The following is a 19115-nucleotide window of genomic DNA, read 5'->3' on the forward strand; positions in this document are numbered from 1 at the left end:
TTCACGGGATTGCCATGCGCCGCACCTTCGCCTTCCTCGCCGCGACCCTCGCCGCCGTCCTCCTCGCCGCCTGTGCCGGCCAGCCGCTCAAGGGTACCGGCGACCTCGGCCTGGTCATCGAGCGCGCCAGCGGCCACCTGACGCTGGTCAACACCACGACGAAGAGCGCCTACGCGCGCATCGAAGGCCTCGGCGACCTCTCGCACGCCTCCGCCGTCTATTCGCGCGACGGCCGCTACGCCTACATCTTCGGCCGCGACGGCGGGTTGACCAAGGTCGACCTGCTCGAGGCGCGCATCGTCAAGCGCGTGATCCAGGCCGGCAACGCCATCGGCGGCTCGATCTCGCAGGACGGGCGCATCGTCGTCGCGCAGAACTACACGCCGGGCGGCATCAAGGCCTTCGACGCGGAGACGCTGGAGCTGCTGTCCGAGGTGCCGGCCGAGTACGCGCCGGGCAAGTTCTCCAAGGTCGTCGGGCTGGCCGACGCGCAGGGCGGCAAGTTCGCCTACGCGCTGTTCGAGGGCGGAGAGATCTGGGTCACCGACTTCGCCAACCCGCGCGCGCCGAAGACGCAGCGCTTCCCCGCCGGCAGCCAGCCCTACGACGGCCTGGTGACCCCGGGCGGCCGCCACTTCCTGGCCGGCCTCTACGGCGAGGACGGCATTGCGCTGCTCGACCTGTGGCAGCCGGAGCAGGGCTCGCGGAAGATCCTCTCCGGCTACGGCCGCGGCGAGGAGAAGCTGCCGGTCTACAAGATGCCGCACCTGCGCGGCTGGGCGGTCGCGCAGGGCAAGGCCTACCTGCCGGCGATCGGCCGCCACGAGGTGCTGGTCGTCGACGCGACGAGCTGGCAGGAAGTCGGCCGCATCCCGGTCAAGGGCCAGCCGGTGTTCGTCATGGCGCGCCCCGACGGCCGCCAGGTGTGGGTCAACTTCTCGTTCCCCGACTACTCCGAGGTGCAGGTCATCGACACGCTCAGCGGCCGCGTGGTGAAGACGCTCGCGCCGGGCAAGGCCGTGCTGCACATGGAATTCACGCCGCGCGGCGAGCACGTCTGGCTCTCCGCGCGCGACGACAACAAGGTCGTCGTCTACGACACGGCCAGCTTCGAGAAGCTGACCGAGCTGCCGGCGCAGGCGCCGTCCGGCATCTTCTTCACCAGCCGCGCCGCGCGCATCGGCCTGTGAGCGCCATGGACCACACGCTCGACGCCAACCCGCAGGCGCTGGACTTCCGGCTGCTCAACGATTTCCAGCGCGACTTCCCGCTGTGCCCGGCGCCCTTCGCCGAGCTCGCCGCGCGCCTCGGCGTCGCCGAAACGGTAGTCATCCGCCACCTCGAGGAACTGCGCCGCGTCGGCAAGATCGCGCGCGTCGGCCCGGTGTTCGCGCCCAAGCGCATCGGCGCCTCGACGCTCGCCGCGATGGCGGTGCCGCCGGAGAAGCTGGAGGCGGTGGCCGAGGCGGTCAACCGCTTCCCCGAGGTGAACCACAACTACGAGCGCGAGCACCGCTTCAACCTCTGGTTCGTCGTCACCGCCGGCTCCGAAGGCCGGCTGCAGGCGGCGCTCGGCGCGATCGAGCAGAGCGCCGGCTACCCGGTGCTGCGCCTGCCGCTGGAGCAGGAATTCCACATCGACCTCGGCTTCTGCCTGAACGGCGGCGACAAGAAGCGGCCGGCGGTGGTCGCCCAGTCCTTCGCCGCGCCGCGCCCGCTGGAAGAGCTCGAGCGCCGGCTGGTGATGGCGCTGCAGGAAGGGCTGCCCTTCTTCATCCGCCCCTTCCAGGTGCTCGCCGCGCGCGTCGGCTGCGAGGAGATCGAGGTGCTCGAACGCATCCGCCGCTGGTGCGCGGAGGGCATCATCAAGCGCTTCGGCGTCGTCGTCCGCCACCACGAGCTCGGCTTCAAGGCCAACGCGATGCTGGTGCACGACATCCCCGACGGCGAGGTCGAGCGCGTCGGCAACGCGCTGGCGCAGGCCGACGGCGTCACCCTCTGCTACCGCCGCCCGCGCGTGCTGCCGGACTGGCCGTACAACCTGTTCTGCATGATCCACGGCCAGGCGCGCGACGAGGTCGAGGCGCGCATCGCCGCGCTGCGCGAGGAGCTCGGGCTGGAACGGTACGCCCACGAAACCCTGTTCTCGCTGACCCGCTTCAAGCAGACCGGGGCGCGCTATGCGTGAGGCCGCGCCCGCCATCGACGCCGTCGACCGCCGCATCATCGACGCGCTGCAGGGCGGCTTCCCGATCTGCGAGCGCCCCTACGCGGCCGCCGCCGAGGCCCTCGGCATCGCCGAGGACGAACTGCTGGCCCGCCTGCAATCCATGCTCGAACGGAAAGTGCTCACTCGCTTCGGGCCGATGTTCCAGATCGAGCGCATGGGCGGCGCCTTCGTGCTCGCCGCGCTGGCCGTGCCCGAGGCCGACTGGGCGCGGGTGAACGACGCGGTCAACGCGCTGCCGGAAGTCGCCCACAATTACCGCCGCGAGAGCGACCTCAATACGCCGCTGAACATGTGGTTCGTGCTCGCCACCGAAACGAAGGAAGGGATCGCCGCCGCCATCGACGAGATCGAGGCGGCGACCGGCCTCCCGGTCTATGCCTTCCCCAAGCTCAAGGAATTCTTCGTCGAGATGAAGCTCGCCGTGAGGAGCGCCGCATGAGCGCCGACGACGCAAGCGAACAACTCGACCGCCGCCTGATCGTCGCCACCCAGGCCGGCCTGCCGCTGGTGCCGCGCCCCTACCACGCGCTCGCCGAACAGCTCGGCGTCAGCGCCGGGGAGGTCATGGCGCGGCTGAACGCGATGCTCGAACGCGGCACCATCCGCCGCATCGGCGCCGTGCCCAACCACTACGCGATCGGCTACACCGCCAACGGCATGAGCGTCTGGGACGTCCCCGACGAGCGTGTCGAGGAACTCGGCGCGCGCATCGGCGCGCTCGACTTCGTCACCCATGCCTACCACCGGCCGCGCGCGCTGCCGCTCTGGCCCTACAACCTGTTCGCGATGGTGCATGGCAGCTCGCGCGAGGAAGTGCTCACCAAGGTGGCGCAGATCCGCGAGCTGCTCGGCGCCGACTGCCGCGCCAGCGACGTCCTCTTCTCGACGCAGATCCTCAAGAAGACCGGCCTGCGCATCGCCGGCTGAGATACCCCCAACCCAGGAACAACCATGGAAAGATGGATCACCCGCAGCGTCGCGCTGCTCTGCGCCGCCGGCGGCCTCGGCCTGTTCTGGGCCTTCGGCGCGTTCACCGCGATCCCGGTGCGCGACGGGCGCCTCCTCGCGATGAGCGGCATCGAACTGCAGCTCGCCGGCATCCCGCTGGTCGCCGGCGGCCTCGTCGCCTGGGGCGCGCTGCACCTGTTCGCGCTCGCCGACCGCGAGCCGGCGCCGGGCGCCTACCGCCTCCTGCGCCTGGTCTATTTCGGTGCGCTGCTCGCCGCCGCGGTCGCCGGCGCCGTCTGGTCGACCGGCCGCGTGCTCGCCTCGTGACGCCGGTGCCGCGCAGCAAGCGTGGCCTCGGCGCCTCCCCGGTCGCTAGCCGCCGAGGCCGCCGCCGCGTACGGCGCGGCCCATGAACGCCGGATCGGCGACGCAGTCCTCGATGGATTCTCCCGGCGCCCCGCCGGCGGCCAGCTGGCCGCACATCGCCCGCTTGTAGTGCGCCTTCGCGGCGCAGGCCGACGGGAAGCGGCGGGCCAGGTGCTCGCCGATGCAGTCGGCGGCGGCGATCTCGTCGTCGGTCTGCAGCGCGAGCAGGCAATAGTCGGCGATCCACTGCACGACCTCGCCCGGCAGGTCACAGCCCGGCTCGGGCGTCTCCGACCGGGCCGGCGTGCCGGCGAGCAGCGCGGTGCAGGCGGCGATCCGGATGGCGCGCGCCATCGGCGTCGAGACGGCGCGCGCGGGGCCGGGTTTCCGCCGCTCGCCGGCGCTCATGGCGTCGGGGAATGCGGCGTGGGGTTGCCAGCGGCCGCCTTCATTCGAACACGGGGCGGAAGAAGCTGCGCTCGTAGCTGACGATGCAGCGCGTCTCCTCGGCGTACCTGAACGCGGCCTGACATTCCGGGTCGGCGAGCGACCGGGTCCGGTACTCCTCGTAGGCCGCCAGGCTCGGGAACGTAAACATCGCCAGCGCGACGTTGTTGGCGCCCTCGGCGGGCAGGAAGTAGCCGTGGTGCGTGCCGCCGAACTTCTCGACGAGCGGAATCCAGGTCCTGCCGTAGTGCTCGAACTCCGCGAGCTTGTACGGATCGACGATGTAGCGCAGATAGCAGGTGATCATGAGTCCTCCCGACGGGTTCGTGTTCGCTGGCGGCGCGGCGGGAACGGAAGCGCGGCGGCGCGCAACGTCGCCCGTCCGGGCCGAGCTTATCTATCGATTCGGCGTACCGCTTGATTGTCGCCTGTAGCGGCTTCAGTTTAAGGCTTTGGCGTGTCGGCTTGGGACGGGGGGATTCAACCCCTGCGCCGACGCCAACGGCACGGCCATTGCAATCACGCAGCTGGGAGGGCGGTGCGGTTATTGGCTCTCTTTTCTCTTGTCTGTAGCCACCCAGATAACCCAAGCAGCGATCTCGAAAAAGACGCCGAATATCGCTACGCCGTACGCTACGTTCGACCACGCAAACGAGTAGAAGAAGAAAGCCAACAAGAAGCAGACGGCGGCGCCAATGTGCATGGGTTGATGCGCTCTAACGTTCAACATCACAGGCCTGCGCGGCTTTTCGCGCAGGTCAGGTGCATTGCAGCGCGTGCTCATCGAGAGACGGCTACGACGCCGGCTTCGCTGACCGACAGAGAGGTTGTTAACTCCAGAACGTCAATTGACTCTCGCAGTTCGGGCGGCAATGGCGGAAGCGGGCTAGCCGCGCGAACTAGACCAAGAGCCGCTATATCAAGCGACGAATTGCCAGAAGATTTGAGGACACCAACTTCCCCTACTTGTCCGTTTGCCTTTACAACAACGCGAAGTGACACAGTGCCGCTCTGATGCACAGGGAACGTGCGAGTGCTAACCGCTTGTTCGATCTGCCTTGCTGCCGACTCAATGTATGACCGAACGATCGGAACCTCGGCTACCGGCCGATACGTGGATGTACTGGTTCGGATGTGGAATGCTCCCCACGCAATCAGTGTAACAACGGCGAGCAGTAGCCCGACCGACACCCATTTCGCCGCCTTCGCCTTTTGTCGCTCCTCTCGTTGCCATTCATCCACCATCACTCGGAGAAGTTGCAACGCTCGGATGCCAGTCCTGCGGCTCACGGCGGCTTGAACAATTTCATTCACGTCCGAATCAGTCTGCGCCATATTGCGATGCCCAACGTGTAGCTAACCGGCCTGCGCGGCTTTTCGCGCAGGTCCGGTTGAGCGTAGGGTTGGAGATCATGGCTTGGGACAGTCCTCGCCGCCGCGACCGGGCGAGCGAGTGTAAGTGGTCCAGCCATCGTTTCCCCGGACGCGAAGAGTTTCCGACGAGATGACTTGGTAGCTTTCATCGCCAACTATGGGCGTGTTGGGGCGATACGAACCCGGCTTGAAGCAGCCACCAGGGCCGCAAAATGACACCGAGTAAAGGCTGCCTTCTGCCGGGGCGATTGCGAGACCAAAGTTATCACTTGGGTCGGTCTTCCAGAATCCCGCTAGAGGATGTGATGCGGATGGTATAGCTGTCTTCTCCGCGATGCGTTCCGGATCGTGCGTTGGATCGTTGCCTGATTTGATGGCGATTAACGTGGCCGCAATAGTAACGATCCCGACTATGGGCAAGAGCGTAGTAACCGCCGCAACTCCTCTAGCCCCATACTTGAACAGCCTATGGCCAGTGTATGTTGCGGCGCTTCTCCATACCGGAATAACAGCAGCCAGCGTATAGATGGCTACGAGCGCGACAGCAATGTAGAAGGCGATTAGCCCGATGTGATTGATGACCCACCAAGCGCCGACTGAGAGCAGGACATTTCCCCCAACCACCGGGACGGCCCAGCCCAGCCAAAATGTCTTACTCAGCGGGAAACGACCTTGCCAAAACTGCGCTAGGCGCGTCATTGTCATGATCTCCAACGTGCAAAGTAAATGGCGTGCCGCTTGCGGCACGTCCAAGCGCCTGAAAGGCGCGGTTTGACTGGAATGTTAGACATCGATTTTGAAGCGGTTATCGAAGTTCATTTGTTTCAGAACGGCCAATGCCTCATTGATTTCGTCAGGGGCTACGGACGAAACATCAAGCGCGTAGGTTTTTGCCGTTGACTGAATGTGCACCGAATTGCCTTGCCATCGGACTGCGACAAGAAAGCATGGAGTGTCAGCGCTTGAGGATTTGTCGTTGACTGAAACCCCGCGTTCGGTGGGTGGAAGTAAATGCTCGAACTTTGGTGTTCTGAGTAAGGTGAGGCTCGTTGCGGCATGCGGCCCCAAACCGAAGGAGACAATCAAGTCGTCGCCAGTTTCAGCCGTGATGAAGGGTACGTGCTCGGTCATGATGTCTAACGTGAAGGTAACCGGCAACCGCGCGAGGCGGTCCGTTCGGAGAGGCGCCCCGCTTTCGGTTGTCCGGTTGACTGATGGGATGGACTCCCCCGTCTTTTCAGCGCCCAATGGACGCAACCGGTGCTCACGTGGGGACGGGGTATCGGTCTTCGACGAGAGGAGTCCGAAATGCATGCTACTACCGTTGCAGTTGACCTGGCCAAGAGTGTATTCCAAATCGCCGTGGCCGATGACAAATGGAAGGTTGTCGAGCAGCACCGACTGACCCGGACGCAGTTCGAACATTGGTTCCAGAACCGCTCTATCGGCTTAGTGATCATGGAAGCCTGCGGCTCGGCGCACCACTGGGGGCGTTGGCTCAATGCTTTGGGCATCGAGGTGAAGCTGCTTCCTGCCGCCTATATTCGCGCCTACGTGAAGCGCAACAAGACCGATGCCGCCGACGCCTGCGCACTGCTCGAAGCGGCACGCTGCGCGGACATTGTTCCAGTGCAGGTCAAGAGCGTCGAGCAGCAGGCCTTGCAGGGGCTGCATCGCATTCGCTCGCGCTGGATGACCACCCGCACTTCCCGCATCAATACCCTGCGCGGCTTCTGCCGCGAGTTTGGCCTGGTCGTGCCGACTGGCGCGCGTACCGGCATCGAAGCGATGAGCCGGGGATTGGCCGATCCGAAGTCGGCTGTTCCGCTGTTGATCCGCGAATCGATGAAGCTGCTGATCGAAGAAATCCGTCTGCTGGAACTGCGTATCGCCCAACTGGAAAAGGAGCTGGCTTCGCTGGCTCGGCAAAGTCCGGCCTGCACCGAGTTGCTCACTATTCCCGGCATCGGCCTATTGACCGCCACAGCGATGGTTGCTGCTACGGGCGGCAGTGTCAGCCATTTCAAGGATGCCCGGCACTTCGCCAGCTGGTTCGGCCTGACGCCGAAGGAGTATTCATCGGGAAACAGCCGCAAGTTGGGCCGCATCTCAAAGCGGGGCGATCGCTACCTGCGCATGTTGCTCACGCACGGCGCCCGAGCATTGCTGCGGGCTGCCGAACTGGCACGACGAGCCGGACGACAACTGGATGGACTGCGAACTTGGGCCACTGAAGTTCAGGCGCGTACGCACCACAACAAGGCTGCGTGTGCCCTGGCCAACAAGTTGGCCAGGGTTTGTTATGCGGTCCTCAGGGACCATACGGCCTACGGAAATCCTCAGCCGCGCCAGGAGAAGAAACTGACCCGCACAGCATTTGCGATTGCTGCCTGAAAGGAGAAACCGTGTTCCTGCTTCACCCCCACCTGCGTTTGCTTTGAGACTGATCGCCCATCATGGCTATCGGGTTCGCACCCACACGGATTGACGCCGATAACTCTTCCGGCAGCTTGCGTGCCGCTTGGAACGATTGGCGCACCGTGGGCAGATTCCATGTCGGCACGGGCCAACGAGAGCCCACTATCGATGCCGGATATACGACTGCATGCGCTTCCCCGTGGCCACGCCTATCGATCAGTTTCCTTGTGTTCCGGGGGAGTCCATATACGCCATGTTAGGTTTTGGTTTCCTTGGGAAACGAGAGACTAATCATGTGGCACCAATGATTTACCAATGCATGCAAAACAGTAGCCACATATTCCTTAGATTCGTTTTGATAAACCACAGGAGGAAACCAGTCAGTCAGGCCTCCCATGCCATGGGGCTTCACCATTTTTGCGTATTCGACTGCACGCTCGATTGCTCCTTTTTCTAGGGCATCGAGGCACTTGCTCAAGTCAGCATCTACATCACCACGATGCTCGGTTATGAACTTGATAAGAGCTCGGGTGGCGTCGATTTGCATTCGAGTGTGATGGCTCATGCTTCAAAACCTAACGTGCAAAGTAAATGGCGTGCCGCTTGCGGCACGTCCAAGCGCCCGCAGGGCGCGGTTTGACTGGGATGTTAGCCATTGGGCTATTGTGGGCGGCAATTGAAGCGTGCATGTATTCCCCCTCCACTCTCTGCGTATCCAATGCTATTAGGCACGAGATCGTAGCCATGTGCACAGATGCCACGTGCGCGAGCTTCACTTGCGAATACCTTCTCTAGTGCTGCTGGGACATCAGTTGAGAATTGATTCAGATGTGACCGGGTTGTGAAAAGCGAGTACTGGGTATGACCTGCCCGGCGATTTTCGGACCAGCTGAAACTTGAGAAGATGGCTTCCTTGAAGAAAGGGAGTCATGAGAAAGAGCCGATTTACGGAAGCGCAGACCGTCGCGATCCTGCGTGAAGCGGACAAGAGTTCGGTTGCCGAAGTAGCGAAGAAACACGGCATCAGCGAACAAACGATCTACAGCTGGCGGCAGCGCTTCGGTTCGATGAATGCCGATGAAGTGAAACGGCTGCGGCAGCTTGAGCAGGAAAATGCCCGGCTGAAGAAGCTGCTGGCCGAACGTGATCTCGAAGTCGAGATCATGAAGGAGATCAACGCAAAAAAATGGTGAGCGCACCCGCCCGGCGCCGGCAGGCAGAGTACGCCAAGGGGCGTGGCCTGTCGGAGCGGAAAGCGTGTGCGCTGACCCGTACGGCGAGATCGGCGCTCCGTTACGAATCACGCATGCAGAAGAAGGACGCACCGGCACTGGCGGCCATGCGCATCCTATCGGCACAGTACCCACGATACGGCTACCGGCGCATTCAGGTCTTTCTCGAACGCCAGGGGCAGCGGATGAGTACTGACCGGGCTTGGCGCCTGTGGCGCAAGGCAGGGTTGCAGGTGCCGCGGAAGCGGCCAAGAAAGCGGATTGCGCTGTCTCGCCCCCGGCCGCAAGCGCCGCTTGCAGCCGGGCAGGTATGGGCTTACGACTTCGTATTCGACGCCTGCGCCAACGGTCAGCAGCTGAAGTGTCTGACAGTCGTCGATGAATACACGCGAGAGAGCCTGGCGATCGATGTCGCCGGTTCGATTCGTTCCGGGAGAGTGATCGAGGTGCTGTCACAACTCATCAGCACGCACGGTGCGCCCAAGATTCTGCGCTCGGACAACGGCCCCGAATTCGTTTCCCGGGCGCTGCTGCGCTGGGCGGCCAACGAGAATCTCGACATGGCACTGATCGACCCCGGCAAGCCGTGGCAGAACGGTATGGCAGAAAGCTTCAACGGCAAGTTCCGGGATGAATGCCTGTCGATGGAGTGGTTCAGGAACCGAACGGAAGCCAAGGTCGTAATCGATCAATGGCGTCAGCATTACAATGAAATCCGTCCGCATTCGAGCCTGGGCAACCAGACTCCGGCGGCATTCAAGAAGCAGTGTCTTTCAACCACCAAACCGGGAGCCATTTTCCAGGAATGAGTGGCCCGAAGAATTCAGGCAGGTCACCAGCGTAGGCGGGTAAAACAGACCGACCCACGGTGCGTGAATGGCCCGCGTGCCGTGGAACGCAAGCCCCCATGCGGACGTGGAAACTGCCACGAACGTATGGTGAATTCTGTGTTGCCGTGAGCATGGCTGGGGTTTGCAGGCTAACTATTAGTAGACGGCATATTTGACGTATACCCTGCCGCCTCGCCGCCTATTCTGGCGTGGGGTATTGCTTCAAGTCTCTGTTTCAATTTCGAAAACTCCATTCTGTTGTGCCCGAAAGCGGGATAGGCGGCGCGCAAACCCGGCGTGGTCGGAGGAAAGGCGGCAAATCTGCCGTCTACTCAGCCGCCGGCGGCGGTGCGGGATTCCGGCATTGCGTGGCAACGACCTTGCCATAAGCATCGGCTGCATATACTGTATAAATCATCAGTATTCATGCCACGGAGGATTGCGTCATGAATCCACAGCAGCCTGTGTCCCTGATTCAGCGCGTGCGGGACGTCATCCGCTATAAGCACTACAGCTTACGGACGGAGCGTGCCTATGTCGAGTGGGTAAGGCGTTTCGTCCGCTTTCATGGCTTGCGGCATCCGCGCGAGATGGGGGCGCCGGAAGTGCGGGCTTTCCTGGAGCATCTGGCGAGCGAGCTGCAGGTGGCCGCGGGAACGCACCAGCAGGCCCTTTCGGCCTTGCTCTTCCTCTATGGCGAGGTGCTCGGCATCGAGTTGCCGTGGCTCGCGGAACTGGAGCGCCCGAAGAAGCCGAAACGCCTGCCGGTGGTGCTTGCGCATGGCGAGGTGGAGCGCTTGCTCGGGGCGCTCTCGGGAACGCACGCGTTGATGGGGCAGCTCCTGTACGGAACGGGGATGCGCCTGATGGAGTGCGTGCGCCTGCGCGTCAAGGATGTCGATTTCGAGCGCGGCGAGATTTTCGTGCGCGATGGCAAGGGCGGCAAGGATCGGGTGACGGTGCTGCCGTCCTCGCTGGTGTCGCCGCTGCAGTCGCATCTGGCGCGTGTGCGGCGTCTGTGGGAAGGGGACCGCGAGGCGGGGCGGGAAGGCGTGTGGATGCCGGAGGCGTTGGCGCGCAAGTATCCCGGGGCCTCGCGCGAGTGGGGGTGGTTCTGGGTTTTTCCGGCGCGCGAACTGTCGGTCGATCCCCGTTCGCGCGTCGAGCGCCGCCATCACACGCACGAGCAGGCCTTGCAGCGCGCGATCAAGCGGGCGCTCGTCGATGCCGGCATCGCCAAGCCGGCGACGACGCATACGCTGCGCCATTCGTTCGCGACGCACCTGCTGCAGTCGGGCTACGACATCCGCACCGTGCAGGAACTGCTCGGCCATTCCGAGGTGAAGACGACGATGATCTATACCCACGTGCTCAACCGAGGCGGGCGTGGGGTGGTGAGCCCGATCGACCGCCTGGCGGCAGCCGGTTAGCGGGCGAGTCCCGCGGCGAGCCGCTTCGCCAGGATGCAAGGGCGCATGAAAAAGGCCGGCTTGTCGCCGGCCTTGCCGTTTCTGGCTGGAGGGGGTCAGCTGGCTTCCGCCACCCGCTTGCCGATATGCGCCAGCGCTTCTTCCACCTGGTCCACCAGGATCAGGCAGAGGTCGCCGGAGCCGAGGCGTTCGAGCGCGGTGTCGATGGCGACGAACTCGCCCTTGATCTCGTCCACCGAGCCGGTGCGTCGGGCGCCGGCGAGCCCGGCGCGGAGCAGGGCGATCGTCTCGCCCTCGTCGCGGCCGCGCATGCAGGCGTCCTCGTAGAGGATCACTTCGTCGAAGGCGTCGCCGAGCGTCTGCGTCTGCTGGCGGATGTCCTCGTCGCGGCGGTCGCCGGCGGCGGAGATCACCACCGAGCGGCGCTTCGCCGGCATCGTCTCGATCGCCTTGACCAGCGCCTGGATCGCGTCCGGGTTGTGGCCGTAGTCGGCGATCAGCGTCGCGCCCTTGTAGCCGAAGACGTTGAAGCGGCCGGGTGCGGTCGAGGCGTCGGCGACGAAGGAGCCGAGGCCGGCGCGGATGCTTTCCCAGTCCATGTCCAGCGCCCAGGCGGCGGCCGTGGCGGCCATCGCGTTCTCGACCTGGAAGCCGATCGTGCCGTTGCGGGTGAGCGGGATCGCTTCCAGCGGCACGCGGTGTTCGATGTTGCCCTGCGCGGCGACGATGGCGCCGTTGTCGACGTAGACGATGCGCTTGCCTTGCGCGCGGTGGCGCGACATCACCGGGTGGTTGCGGTCCGGTGCGAAGAAGATCACCGCGCCGGGGCAGTGGCTGGCCATCTTGGCGACCATCGGGTCGGCGGCGTTCAACACCGCGTAGCCGGTTTCGGCGACGTTGTCGACGATCACGCGCTTGACCACGGCGAGGTCGTCGACGGTGGTGATGAAGTTGAGCCCGAGGTGGTCGCCGACGCCGACGTTGGTGACCACGGCGACGTCGCACTTGTCGAAGCCCAGGCCCTCGCGCAGCATGCCGCCGCGCGCGCATTCGAGCACCGCCGCGTCGACGTCGGGGTGCAGCAGCACATTCCTCGCGCTCTTCGGGCCGGAGCAGTCGCCGGTGTCGATGCGGCGGCGCTCGACGTAGACGCCGTCGGTGCCGGTGAAGCCGACGCGCAGCCCGCTCACCGTCAGCAGGTGCGCGATCAGGCGGGTCGTCGTCGTCTTGCCGTTGGTGCCGGTCACTGCGACGACCGGGATGCGGCCGTCCTCGGCCGGGTCGTCGTACATCATGTTGACGATCGCCTCGCCGATCGGCCGGCCTTTGCCGAACGACGGCGTCAGGTGCATGCGCAGGCCGGGTGCGGCGTTCACCTCGACGATGCCGCCGCCCTGCGCTTCCAGCGGTTCCTGCACGGTCTGGCAGACGACGTCGATGCCGGCGATGTCCAGCCCGACGGTCTGCGCCGCGGCCACCGCGCAGGCGGCGAGCTCGGGGTGCACCTCGTCGGTGACGTCGGTGGCGGTGCCGCCGGTCGACAGGTTGGCGTTGTTCCTGAGCATCACGCGCTCGCCCTTGGCCGGCACCGTTTCCGGCGTGTAGCCCTTCTTCGCCAGGTGGGCGATGGCGATGTCGTCGAAGCGGATCTTGGTCAGCGACGATTCGTGGCCGACGCCGCGGCGCGGGTCGGCGTTGACGATGTCGACCAGTTCCTTGATGTTGTGCTGGCCGTCGCCGATCACCTGCGCCGGGTCGCGGCGGGCGGCGGCGACCAGCTGCTTGCCGACCACCAGGAAGCGGAAGTCGTGCCCCGGCAGGTAGCGCTCGACGAGGATGTGGCGGCGGTGCTCGCGCGCCGACTCGTAGGCCTTCATCACGTCCTCGCGCGTGCTGACGTTCACGGTGATGCCCTTGCCCTGGTTGCCGTCCTGCGGCTTGACCACCACCGGGCCGCCGATCTCCTGCGCAGCGGCCCAGGCGTCCTCGGCGTCCTCGACCGGGCGGCCGAGCGGTACCGGCACGCCGGCGGCGTGCAAGAGCTTCTTGGTCAGCTCCTTGTCCTGAGCGATCGATTCGGCGATGGCGCTGGAGAGGTCGGTCTCGGCGGCCTGGATGCGGCGCTGCTTGCTGCCCCAGCCGAACTGCACCAGGCTGCCCTCGGTCAGCCGGCGGTAGGGGATGCCGCGGGCGACCGCGGCCTGCACGATGGCGCCGGTCGAGGGGCCGAGGCGGATGTCGCCGTCGAGGTCCTTCAGGCGGAAGAGGGCGTCGTCGAGGTCGAAGGGCGTGTCGTCGAGCGCGGCGCGGATCAGCGCCTCGGCCAGCTCGAAGGCCAGCCGGCCGACCGGCTCCTCGCTGTATTCGACGACCACCTGGTAGGTGCCGGCCTCGACCGTCTCCTTGGTCAGGCTGAAGCTGACGGTGCAGCCGACGCTGACCTGCAGCCCGAGCGCCGCCGCTTCCTGCACGTGCGCCAGCGAGATCGGCCGGCCGCCGGACGGCGGCTGCAGGTCGATCGCCGGGAAGCGCGCGCGCAGCCGGGTTTCGAAGCCGGGCAGCCCGGCGATGTCGCGTTCGGTTTCGGTGCAGGCGACGATGCATTCGATCGCCGTATGCCGGCTCCACAGGTTCGGGCCGCGCAGGGCCCGGGTGCGGGAAACTTCCATTTGGGGTCTCGTCCTTGGTTTTCCGTTCGGGCTCAGGCGGCGGCCTCGGCCTCGTCGATCTCGTAGGTGCTGATGCCGGTGCGCAGCAGTTCGGGCGACAGGTCGAGCGCCCAGGCCGCGGCGACTGCGGCGAGCAGGTTTTCGACCTCGTGCGCGGCGCAGCCGGCCGGCGTGCCGATGAAGGCGACGGTCTCGATCAGCGGCTCCTCGTCCTCGCCGATCGCCAGCGTCAGGTAGCCGTCGCGCACGTAGACGCTGCGGCCTTCCTGCTTGCGGTGCGCGGCGAGCGCCGGGGTGTCGGGGTCGAGCGCGTAGTAGATCACTTCGCCGTCGGACAGCTCGGCCATCTCGACGACGCGTTCGTCGGCGGCGTTGAGCACCGCGGCGCCGCCGTCGAGGACGACGTCGACCTGCGTGCGCAGCGCCTTCCACAGCTGGTCGAGGTCGCGCACGTCGTAGTCGGCGGCGAGCCCCTCGACGTCGATCAGGTTGGTGACGATGCCGACCTGGCAGCGGTCGTAGGCCAGCCCCTCGCCGAGGATCGTCGCCGGGCCGTTCTCGAACACCGCGGCCTCGACGGCGCGTGCCATCAGCACGCGGCGCGCGGCCTGCCAGTGCGCGCAGTCCTTCTTCTCGACGTGGCGGCGGCCGAGGAAGAGGCCCTCGCTGGTCGCCGCGCCGACCTGCTTGCCGGTGATCTGCAAGAGGTGGCGCAGGATGCGCGCGACCGAGGTCTTGCCGCGCGAGCCGGTGATGCCGACCACCGGGATGCGGCCGGTCGTGCCCTTCGGGAAGAGGTGCTCGACGATCGCCTTGCCCACCGGACGCGGCTTGCCGACGCCGGGCTTCAGGTGCATCAACAGGCTCGGGCCGGCGTTCACCTCGACGATGGCGCCGCCCTGGTCGGCGAGCGGCTTCGAGATGTCCTCGGCGACGAGGTCGATGCCGGCGATGTCCAGCCCGACGATGCGCGCGGCCAGCGAGACGAGATGCGCGGTGTCCGGGTGCACTTCGTCGGTGACGTCGAATTCGTGGTTGGCGTTGCGCTGGATCAGCACCTCGCGGCCGGCGGCCGGCACCGCGTCGCCGGTCAGGCCCTGGCGCTCGAGTTCGATGCGCGCCGCGGAGTCGATGCGGATCACCGACAGCGGGTGGTTCTCGGTCGGCCCGCGGCGCGGGTCGCTGTTGATCTGCAGCTCGATCAGCTCGCGCACCGTCGACTTGCCGTCGCCGCTGACCTTGACCATGTCGCCGCGGTTGGCGGCGACCAGCTTGCCGCCGATCACCAGCAGGCGGTGCTCGGTGCCCGGGATCGAGCGCTCGACGAGCACGCCGGAACCTTCGTCGACGGCGACCGAATAGGCCTTCTCGATCTCCTCGCGCGTCTTCAGGTCGATGAACACGCCGCGGCCGTGGTTGCCGTCGACCGGCTTGACGACGACCGGCAGGCCGATGTCCTGCGCCGCGTCCCAGGCGTCCTCCGGGCTGTCGACCTCGCGCCCTTCCGGCACCGGCACGCCGCAGGACTGCAGCAGCGACTTGGTCAGGTCCTTGTCGCGCGAGATGCCCTCGGCGATGGCGCTGGTGCGGTCGGTCTCGGCGGTCCAGATGCGGCGCATCGCGGCGCCGTAGCCGATCTGCACCAGGTTGCCGTCCTCCAGCAGGCGGATCGCCGGGATGTCGCGGTCGTCGGCGGCATCGACGATGCTGGCGGTGGAGGGGCCGAGGCACAGCGAATCGACCATGTCGGTCAGCTTGTCGACGCTGGCGGCGACGTCGAACGGGCGGTCCTCCATCGCCGCCATGATCAGCTCGCGCGCCTCATGCAGCGCGGTGCGCGTGACGTCCTCCTGCCAGGCGCGGATGGCGACCTTGTAGACGCCGCGCTCCGAGGTCTCGCGCGCGCGGCCGAAGCCGCCGGGGAGCCCTGCCAGGTTCTGCAGCTCGAGCGTGACGTGCTCGAGGATGTGCGCCGGCCAGGTGCCTTCCTCGACCCGCTTGAGGAAGCCGCCGCGCTCCTCGTACGAGCAGCGGTGCTCGATCAGGGACGGCAGCATCGCCTTCAGCCGCTCGTAGTAGCCGGGAATCTTGTTCGACGGGAAGTCCTCGAGCTCGCCGATGTCCACCCACGCCTCCAGCACCGGGCGGTAGGTCCACACGTTGGGGCCGCGCAGCGGCACGATCTTGCGGAAGATGATGTCTTTTTTGCTCATGGGGGCGGGAAGCCTTGTCGGGTTGTGGCAGCGAATAAATGTGTCGAATAACGCGGTAGCGGCGCCAAAGTTTACGTTCGCCGGCTACAGGAAGCGGTCGAGGATCTTGCGGCTGCCGCGGTCGAGCGCGGTCAGGTCGCGCACCAGGTACTGGATGCCGTGCGTGTCGGCGATCAGCAGCCGTTCGCGGCCCAGCCGGCGGATGTCCTCCTCGCCCTTCAGCACCAGCTTCGCGTCGCCGCGGTCGGTCTCGATGTCCCAGGTGCTCGGGCAGGCGAAGCTGGAGACGCCGCGGATGCGCCGGATCTCGGGGACGAACTCGCGGCTTTCCAGCTCCCCGCGGATCAGCGCGGCGACGTCGCCGGGCAGCTGCTCGAGGCGGTCGATCCAGAGCAGCTCGTGGCCCTCGACGCTGACCAGCGCGATGCCGTCGTCGGGGGCGCCGATCGGGAAGGCGCGCACCGGCACGACGGCCTCGTGCGTGGTGCCGTCGGCGCCGGTGAACACCAGCCGGCCGAAGGGGTTGCGGATCAGTCGGAAGTTGGCGGAGCTCATGCGTGTTCCTTCGCCGGCGCATCGAAGCGCGGCAGCTGCTCTTCGGCGTCGACGTTCCTCGCCTGCGCCATGTACAGCCGGTAATAGTGGCCTTCGAGCGCCATCAGCTGGTCGTGGCTGCCGACCTCGACGATCTTGCCGCGGTCGAGCACCACCAGCCGGTTGGCCTGGCGCAGCGTGGACAGGCGGTGCGCGATGGCGATCGTGGTGCGGCCGTGCACCAGGTTGTCGAGCGCCTTCTGGATTTCCTTCTCGGTGGTCGTGTCGACCGACGAGGTGGCCTCGTCGAGGATCAGGATGCGCGGGTCGATCAGCAGCGCGCGGGCGATCGAGATGCGCTGGCGTTCGCCGCCGGACAGCGCCTGGCCGCGCTCGCCGACCAGCGAGTCGTAGCCGTGCGGCAGGCGCAGGATGAACTCGTGCGCGTTGGCGGCGCGGGCGGCGGCGACGATCTCCTCGCGCGTCGCGTCGGGCTTGCCGTAGGCGATGTTCTCGGCGATCGTGCCGAAGAACAGGAAGGGCTCCTGCAGCACCAGGCCGATGTTGCGGCGGTACTCGGCGACCGGCACCGAGCGGATGTCGATGCCGTCGATCAGGATGGCGCCCTCGGCGACGTCGTAGAAGCGGCAGATCAGGTTCACCAGCGTCGACTTGCCGGAGCCGGAGTGGCCGACCAGACCGATCATCTCGCCCGGCTGGATGGTCAGGCTCATGTCGCGGGTGACCGCGCGCGTGCCGTGGCGGAAGCCGATCTGGCGAAGTTCGATGCGCCCCTTGACCGCCGGCAGGTGCACCGGGTTCTGCGGCTCGGGTACCGAGGAGACGTGGTCGAGGATGTCGAAGATGCGCTTGGCGCCGGCGGCGGCCTTCTGCGTCACCGAGACGATGCGGCTCATCGAGTCGAGCCGCGTGTAGAAGCGGCTGATGTAGGCGAGGAAGGCGGTCAGCACGCCGACCGTGATCTGGTCGCGCGACACCTGCCAGATGCCGAAGGCCCAGACGACCAGGAGGCCGATCTCGGTGAGCAGCGTCACCGTCGGCGTGAACAGCGACCAGACGCGGTTCACCCGGTCGTTCACCTGCAGGTTGTGCTGGTTCGCCGCGCGGAAGCGCTCGACCTCGCGCTTTTCCTGCGCGAAGGCCTTGACCACGCGGATGCCGGGGATGGTGTCGGCGAGCACGTTGGTGACTTCCGCCCAGATGCGGTCGACCTTCTCGAAGCCGGTGCGCAGCCGGTCGCGGACGACGTGGATCATCCATGCGATCAGCGGCAGCGGCAGCAGCGTCACCAGCGCCAGCCACGGGTTGATCGAGACCAGGATGACCGCGGTCATCGTGATCATCAGCACGTCGGTGGCGAAGTCGAGCAGGTGCAGCGAGATGAAGATGTTGATGCGGTCGGTTTCCGAGCCGATGCGCGCCATCAGGTCGCCGGTGCGCTTGCCGCCGAAGTATTCCTGCGACAGCGCGAGCAGGTGCTCGTAGGTGGTCGTGCGCAGGTCGGCGCCCATGCGCTCGGAGACCAGCGCCAGGATGTAGGTGCGCGCCCAGCCCAGCCCCCAGGCCACCAGCGCCGAGCCGAGCAGGCCGCCGAGGTAGAGGACGACCAGGTCGCGGTCGATCGGCTGCCCGTTCTGGTACGGGATCAGCACGTTGTCCATCAGCGGCATCGACATGTACGGCGCGACCAGCGTCGCCGCGGTCGACGCCAGCGTCAGCAGGAAGCCGGCGAGCAGCCGCCAGCGGTAGGGGTGGGCGAAGCGCCACAGGCGGAACAGCACCCAGGTCGAGGGCGGCGTCTGCAGCTCGCGCACGCAGATCGGGCATTCGTCCTCGCCCGGCGGCAGCGGCGCCTTGCAGCGCGGGCAGACGGCCTCCTCCTCGACCTCCGGCGGAAGGCCGGTGACGAGGGTCTGCAGCTGCTGCTCGAAGGCGGCGACGACGCGCAGCGCGGCGAGGTTCTCGCCGAGCGTGAAGCGCCAGCAGGCCAGCCGCCCGCTGCCATCGAGCAGCTCCAGCGTGCCGACGCCGGCGTGGTCGTGGTGCTGCAGCGCGAGGCCGGCGGCGAGCGACCATTCCTCGCAGGTGCTGGCGCCCGGGGCGCAGGCGAATAGGCGGCGGTCGCTGACGGCGACCAGGCCGGTGGCGAAGTGCAGGCGCGCATCGAGGTCGGTTTCGAGCCAGGCGAGCAGCGTCTCGCCGGCGGCGAGGCGCGGCGCGAGCAGCGCCTGCCAGCGCGCGGGCAGGCTGCTCGCGGGGGTTGCCGCGGCAGCCGGCGGGGTGGAGCGGGTGTCGGTCATCAGACGATTCTTTTATGTCCGGGCGGGCCGGCCGTCCTTGTTTCTGTGGGGAATCATCGCAAAAGTATACGCCGAAGTCCCCGGCGCCGCAGCGTTGCATCCT

At 66.3% G+C, this 19115-nt stretch carries 18 protein-coding genes; 8 read left to right on the forward strand and 10 right to left on the reverse strand.

Annotation, left to right across the window (positions count from 1 at the left end; translation table 11 throughout):
- Positions 1-14 precede the first annotated feature (14 nt).
- Genes IWH25_RS08365 through IWH25_RS08385 form a run of 5 tightly spaced genes read left to right on the forward strand, consistent with a single transcriptional unit; the run spans position 15 to position 3505 of the window.
- Positions 15-1190, forward strand: coding sequence for a cytochrome D1 domain-containing protein (locus tag IWH25_RS08365; protein ID WP_203388848.1), 1176 nt, complete (start codon positions 15-17; stop codon positions 1188-1190).
- 5 nt (positions 1191-1195) lie between these two features.
- Entirely contained in the window at positions 1196-2188 is a 993-nt protein-coding gene (ahbB, locus tag IWH25_RS08370; RefSeq protein ID WP_203389198.1) for a siroheme decarboxylase subunit beta, read from the forward strand.
- Positions 2181-2669 carry an Lrp/AsnC family transcriptional regulator gene (locus tag IWH25_RS08375; RefSeq protein ID WP_203388849.1) on the forward strand — a complete coding sequence of 163 codons (489 nt, stop codon included), beginning with the start codon at positions 2181-2183 and terminating at the stop codon, positions 2667-2669. The genes ahbB (IWH25_RS08370) and IWH25_RS08375 overlap by 8 nt, the downstream gene beginning before the upstream one ends.
- The gene (gene ahbB / locus IWH25_RS08380) at positions 2666-3157 is read left to right on the forward strand and encodes a siroheme decarboxylase subunit beta (protein ID WP_203388850.1); all 492 of its coding nucleotides are present in this window, start codon (positions 2666-2668) and stop codon (positions 3155-3157) included. Before IWH25_RS08375 ends, ahbB (IWH25_RS08380) begins: the two co-directional genes overlap by 4 nt.
- Positions 3158-3181: 24 nt before the next feature.
- A complete protein-coding gene (locus IWH25_RS08385; RefSeq protein ID WP_203388851.1) occupies positions 3182-3505 on the forward strand; it encodes a hypothetical protein in 324 nt (107 codons plus the stop codon).
- A 45-nt stretch (positions 3506-3550) separates the two neighbouring features.
- Here IWH25_RS08385 and IWH25_RS08390 read toward each other — a convergent pair whose 3' ends face one another.
- The 5 genes from IWH25_RS08390 to IWH25_RS08410 form a co-directional block, all read right to left on the reverse strand.
- Positions 3551-3952: a hypothetical protein gene (locus IWH25_RS08390; protein ID WP_203388852.1), complete on the reverse strand. Its 402-nt coding sequence runs from the start codon at positions 3950-3952 to the stop codon at positions 3551-3553.
- Between the two features lie 40 nt (positions 3953-3992).
- Positions 3993-4298, reverse strand: a complete 306-nt coding sequence (locus IWH25_RS08395; RefSeq protein WP_203388853.1) for an NIPSNAP family protein — start codon at positions 4296-4298, stop codon at positions 3993-3995.
- 473 nt (positions 4299-4771) lie between these two features.
- Positions 4772-5326, reverse strand: coding sequence for an energy transducer TonB (locus IWH25_RS19305; protein WP_203388854.1), 555 nt, complete (start codon positions 5324-5326; stop codon positions 4772-4774).
- A 75-nt stretch (positions 5327-5401) separates the two neighbouring features.
- On the reverse strand, positions 5402-6064 hold the full coding sequence (locus IWH25_RS08405; RefSeq protein ID WP_203388855.1) for a hypothetical protein: 663 nt from the start codon (positions 6062-6064) through the stop codon (positions 5402-5404).
- An 84-nt stretch (positions 6065-6148) separates the two neighbouring features.
- The gene (locus tag IWH25_RS08410; RefSeq protein ID WP_203388856.1) at positions 6149-6496 is read right to left on the reverse strand and encodes a hypothetical protein; all 348 of its coding nucleotides are present in this window, start codon (positions 6494-6496) and stop codon (positions 6149-6151) included.
- Between the two features lie 177 nt (positions 6497-6673).
- Between IWH25_RS08410 and IWH25_RS08415 the strand changes: the two genes are divergently transcribed.
- Entirely contained in the window at positions 6674-7759 is a 1086-nt protein-coding gene (locus tag IWH25_RS08415; RefSeq protein ID WP_203388857.1) for an IS110 family RNA-guided transposase, read from the forward strand.
- A 280-nt stretch (positions 7760-8039) separates the two neighbouring features.
- Here the strand turns inward: IWH25_RS08415 and IWH25_RS08420 are convergent, their stop codons facing one another.
- Positions 8040-8348: a hypothetical protein gene (locus IWH25_RS08420; RefSeq protein WP_203388858.1), complete on the reverse strand. Its 309-nt coding sequence runs from the start codon at positions 8346-8348 to the stop codon at positions 8040-8042.
- A gap of 364 nt (positions 8349-8712) precedes the next feature.
- On the opposite strand from IWH25_RS08420, the gene IWH25_RS08425 reads away from it, so the two are divergent.
- Positions 8713-9824, forward strand: a protein-coding gene (locus tag IWH25_RS08425) for an IS3 family transposase (RefSeq protein WP_203386070.1) whose coding sequence is annotated in 2 segments (ribosomal slippage) — positions 8713-8971 and positions 8971-9824 — 1113 coding nt in all. Because the reading frame shifts where the segments join, the coding sequence is not laid out codon by codon here.
- A gap of 467 nt (positions 9825-10291) precedes the next feature.
- Positions 10292-11275, forward strand: coding sequence for an integron integrase (locus IWH25_RS08430; protein WP_203388859.1), 984 nt, complete (start codon positions 10292-10294; stop codon positions 11273-11275).
- Between the two features lie 95 nt (positions 11276-11370).
- Here the strand turns inward: IWH25_RS08430 and cphA are convergent, their stop codons facing one another.
- From cphA to IWH25_RS08450, 4 genes are all read right to left on the reverse strand, one after another.
- Positions 11371-13944, reverse strand: a complete 2574-nt coding sequence (cphA, locus tag IWH25_RS08435) for a cyanophycin synthetase (protein ID WP_203388860.1) — start codon at positions 13942-13944, stop codon at positions 11371-11373.
- A gap of 32 nt (positions 13945-13976) precedes the next feature.
- A complete protein-coding gene (locus tag IWH25_RS08440) occupies positions 13977-16157 on the reverse strand; it encodes a cyanophycin synthetase (RefSeq protein ID WP_203388861.1) in 2181 nt (726 codons plus the stop codon).
- Between the two features lie 84 nt (positions 16158-16241).
- On the reverse strand, positions 16242-16712 hold the full coding sequence (locus tag IWH25_RS08445) for a cyanophycin metabolism-associated DUF1854 family protein (RefSeq protein WP_203388862.1): 471 nt from the start codon (positions 16710-16712) through the stop codon (positions 16242-16244).
- Positions 16709-19012: a cyanophycin metabolism-associated ABC transporter gene (locus tag IWH25_RS08450; RefSeq protein WP_203388863.1), complete on the reverse strand. Its 2304-nt coding sequence runs from the start codon at positions 19010-19012 to the stop codon at positions 16709-16711. Before IWH25_RS08450 ends, IWH25_RS08445 begins: the two co-directional genes overlap by 4 nt.
- Positions 19013-19115 lie beyond the last annotated feature (103 nt).

This window comes from Azospira restricta (genome assembly GCF_016858125.1).
In the GTDB taxonomy this organism is placed as follows: Bacteria; Pseudomonadota; Gammaproteobacteria; order Burkholderiales; family Rhodocyclaceae; genus Proximibacter; species Proximibacter restrictus.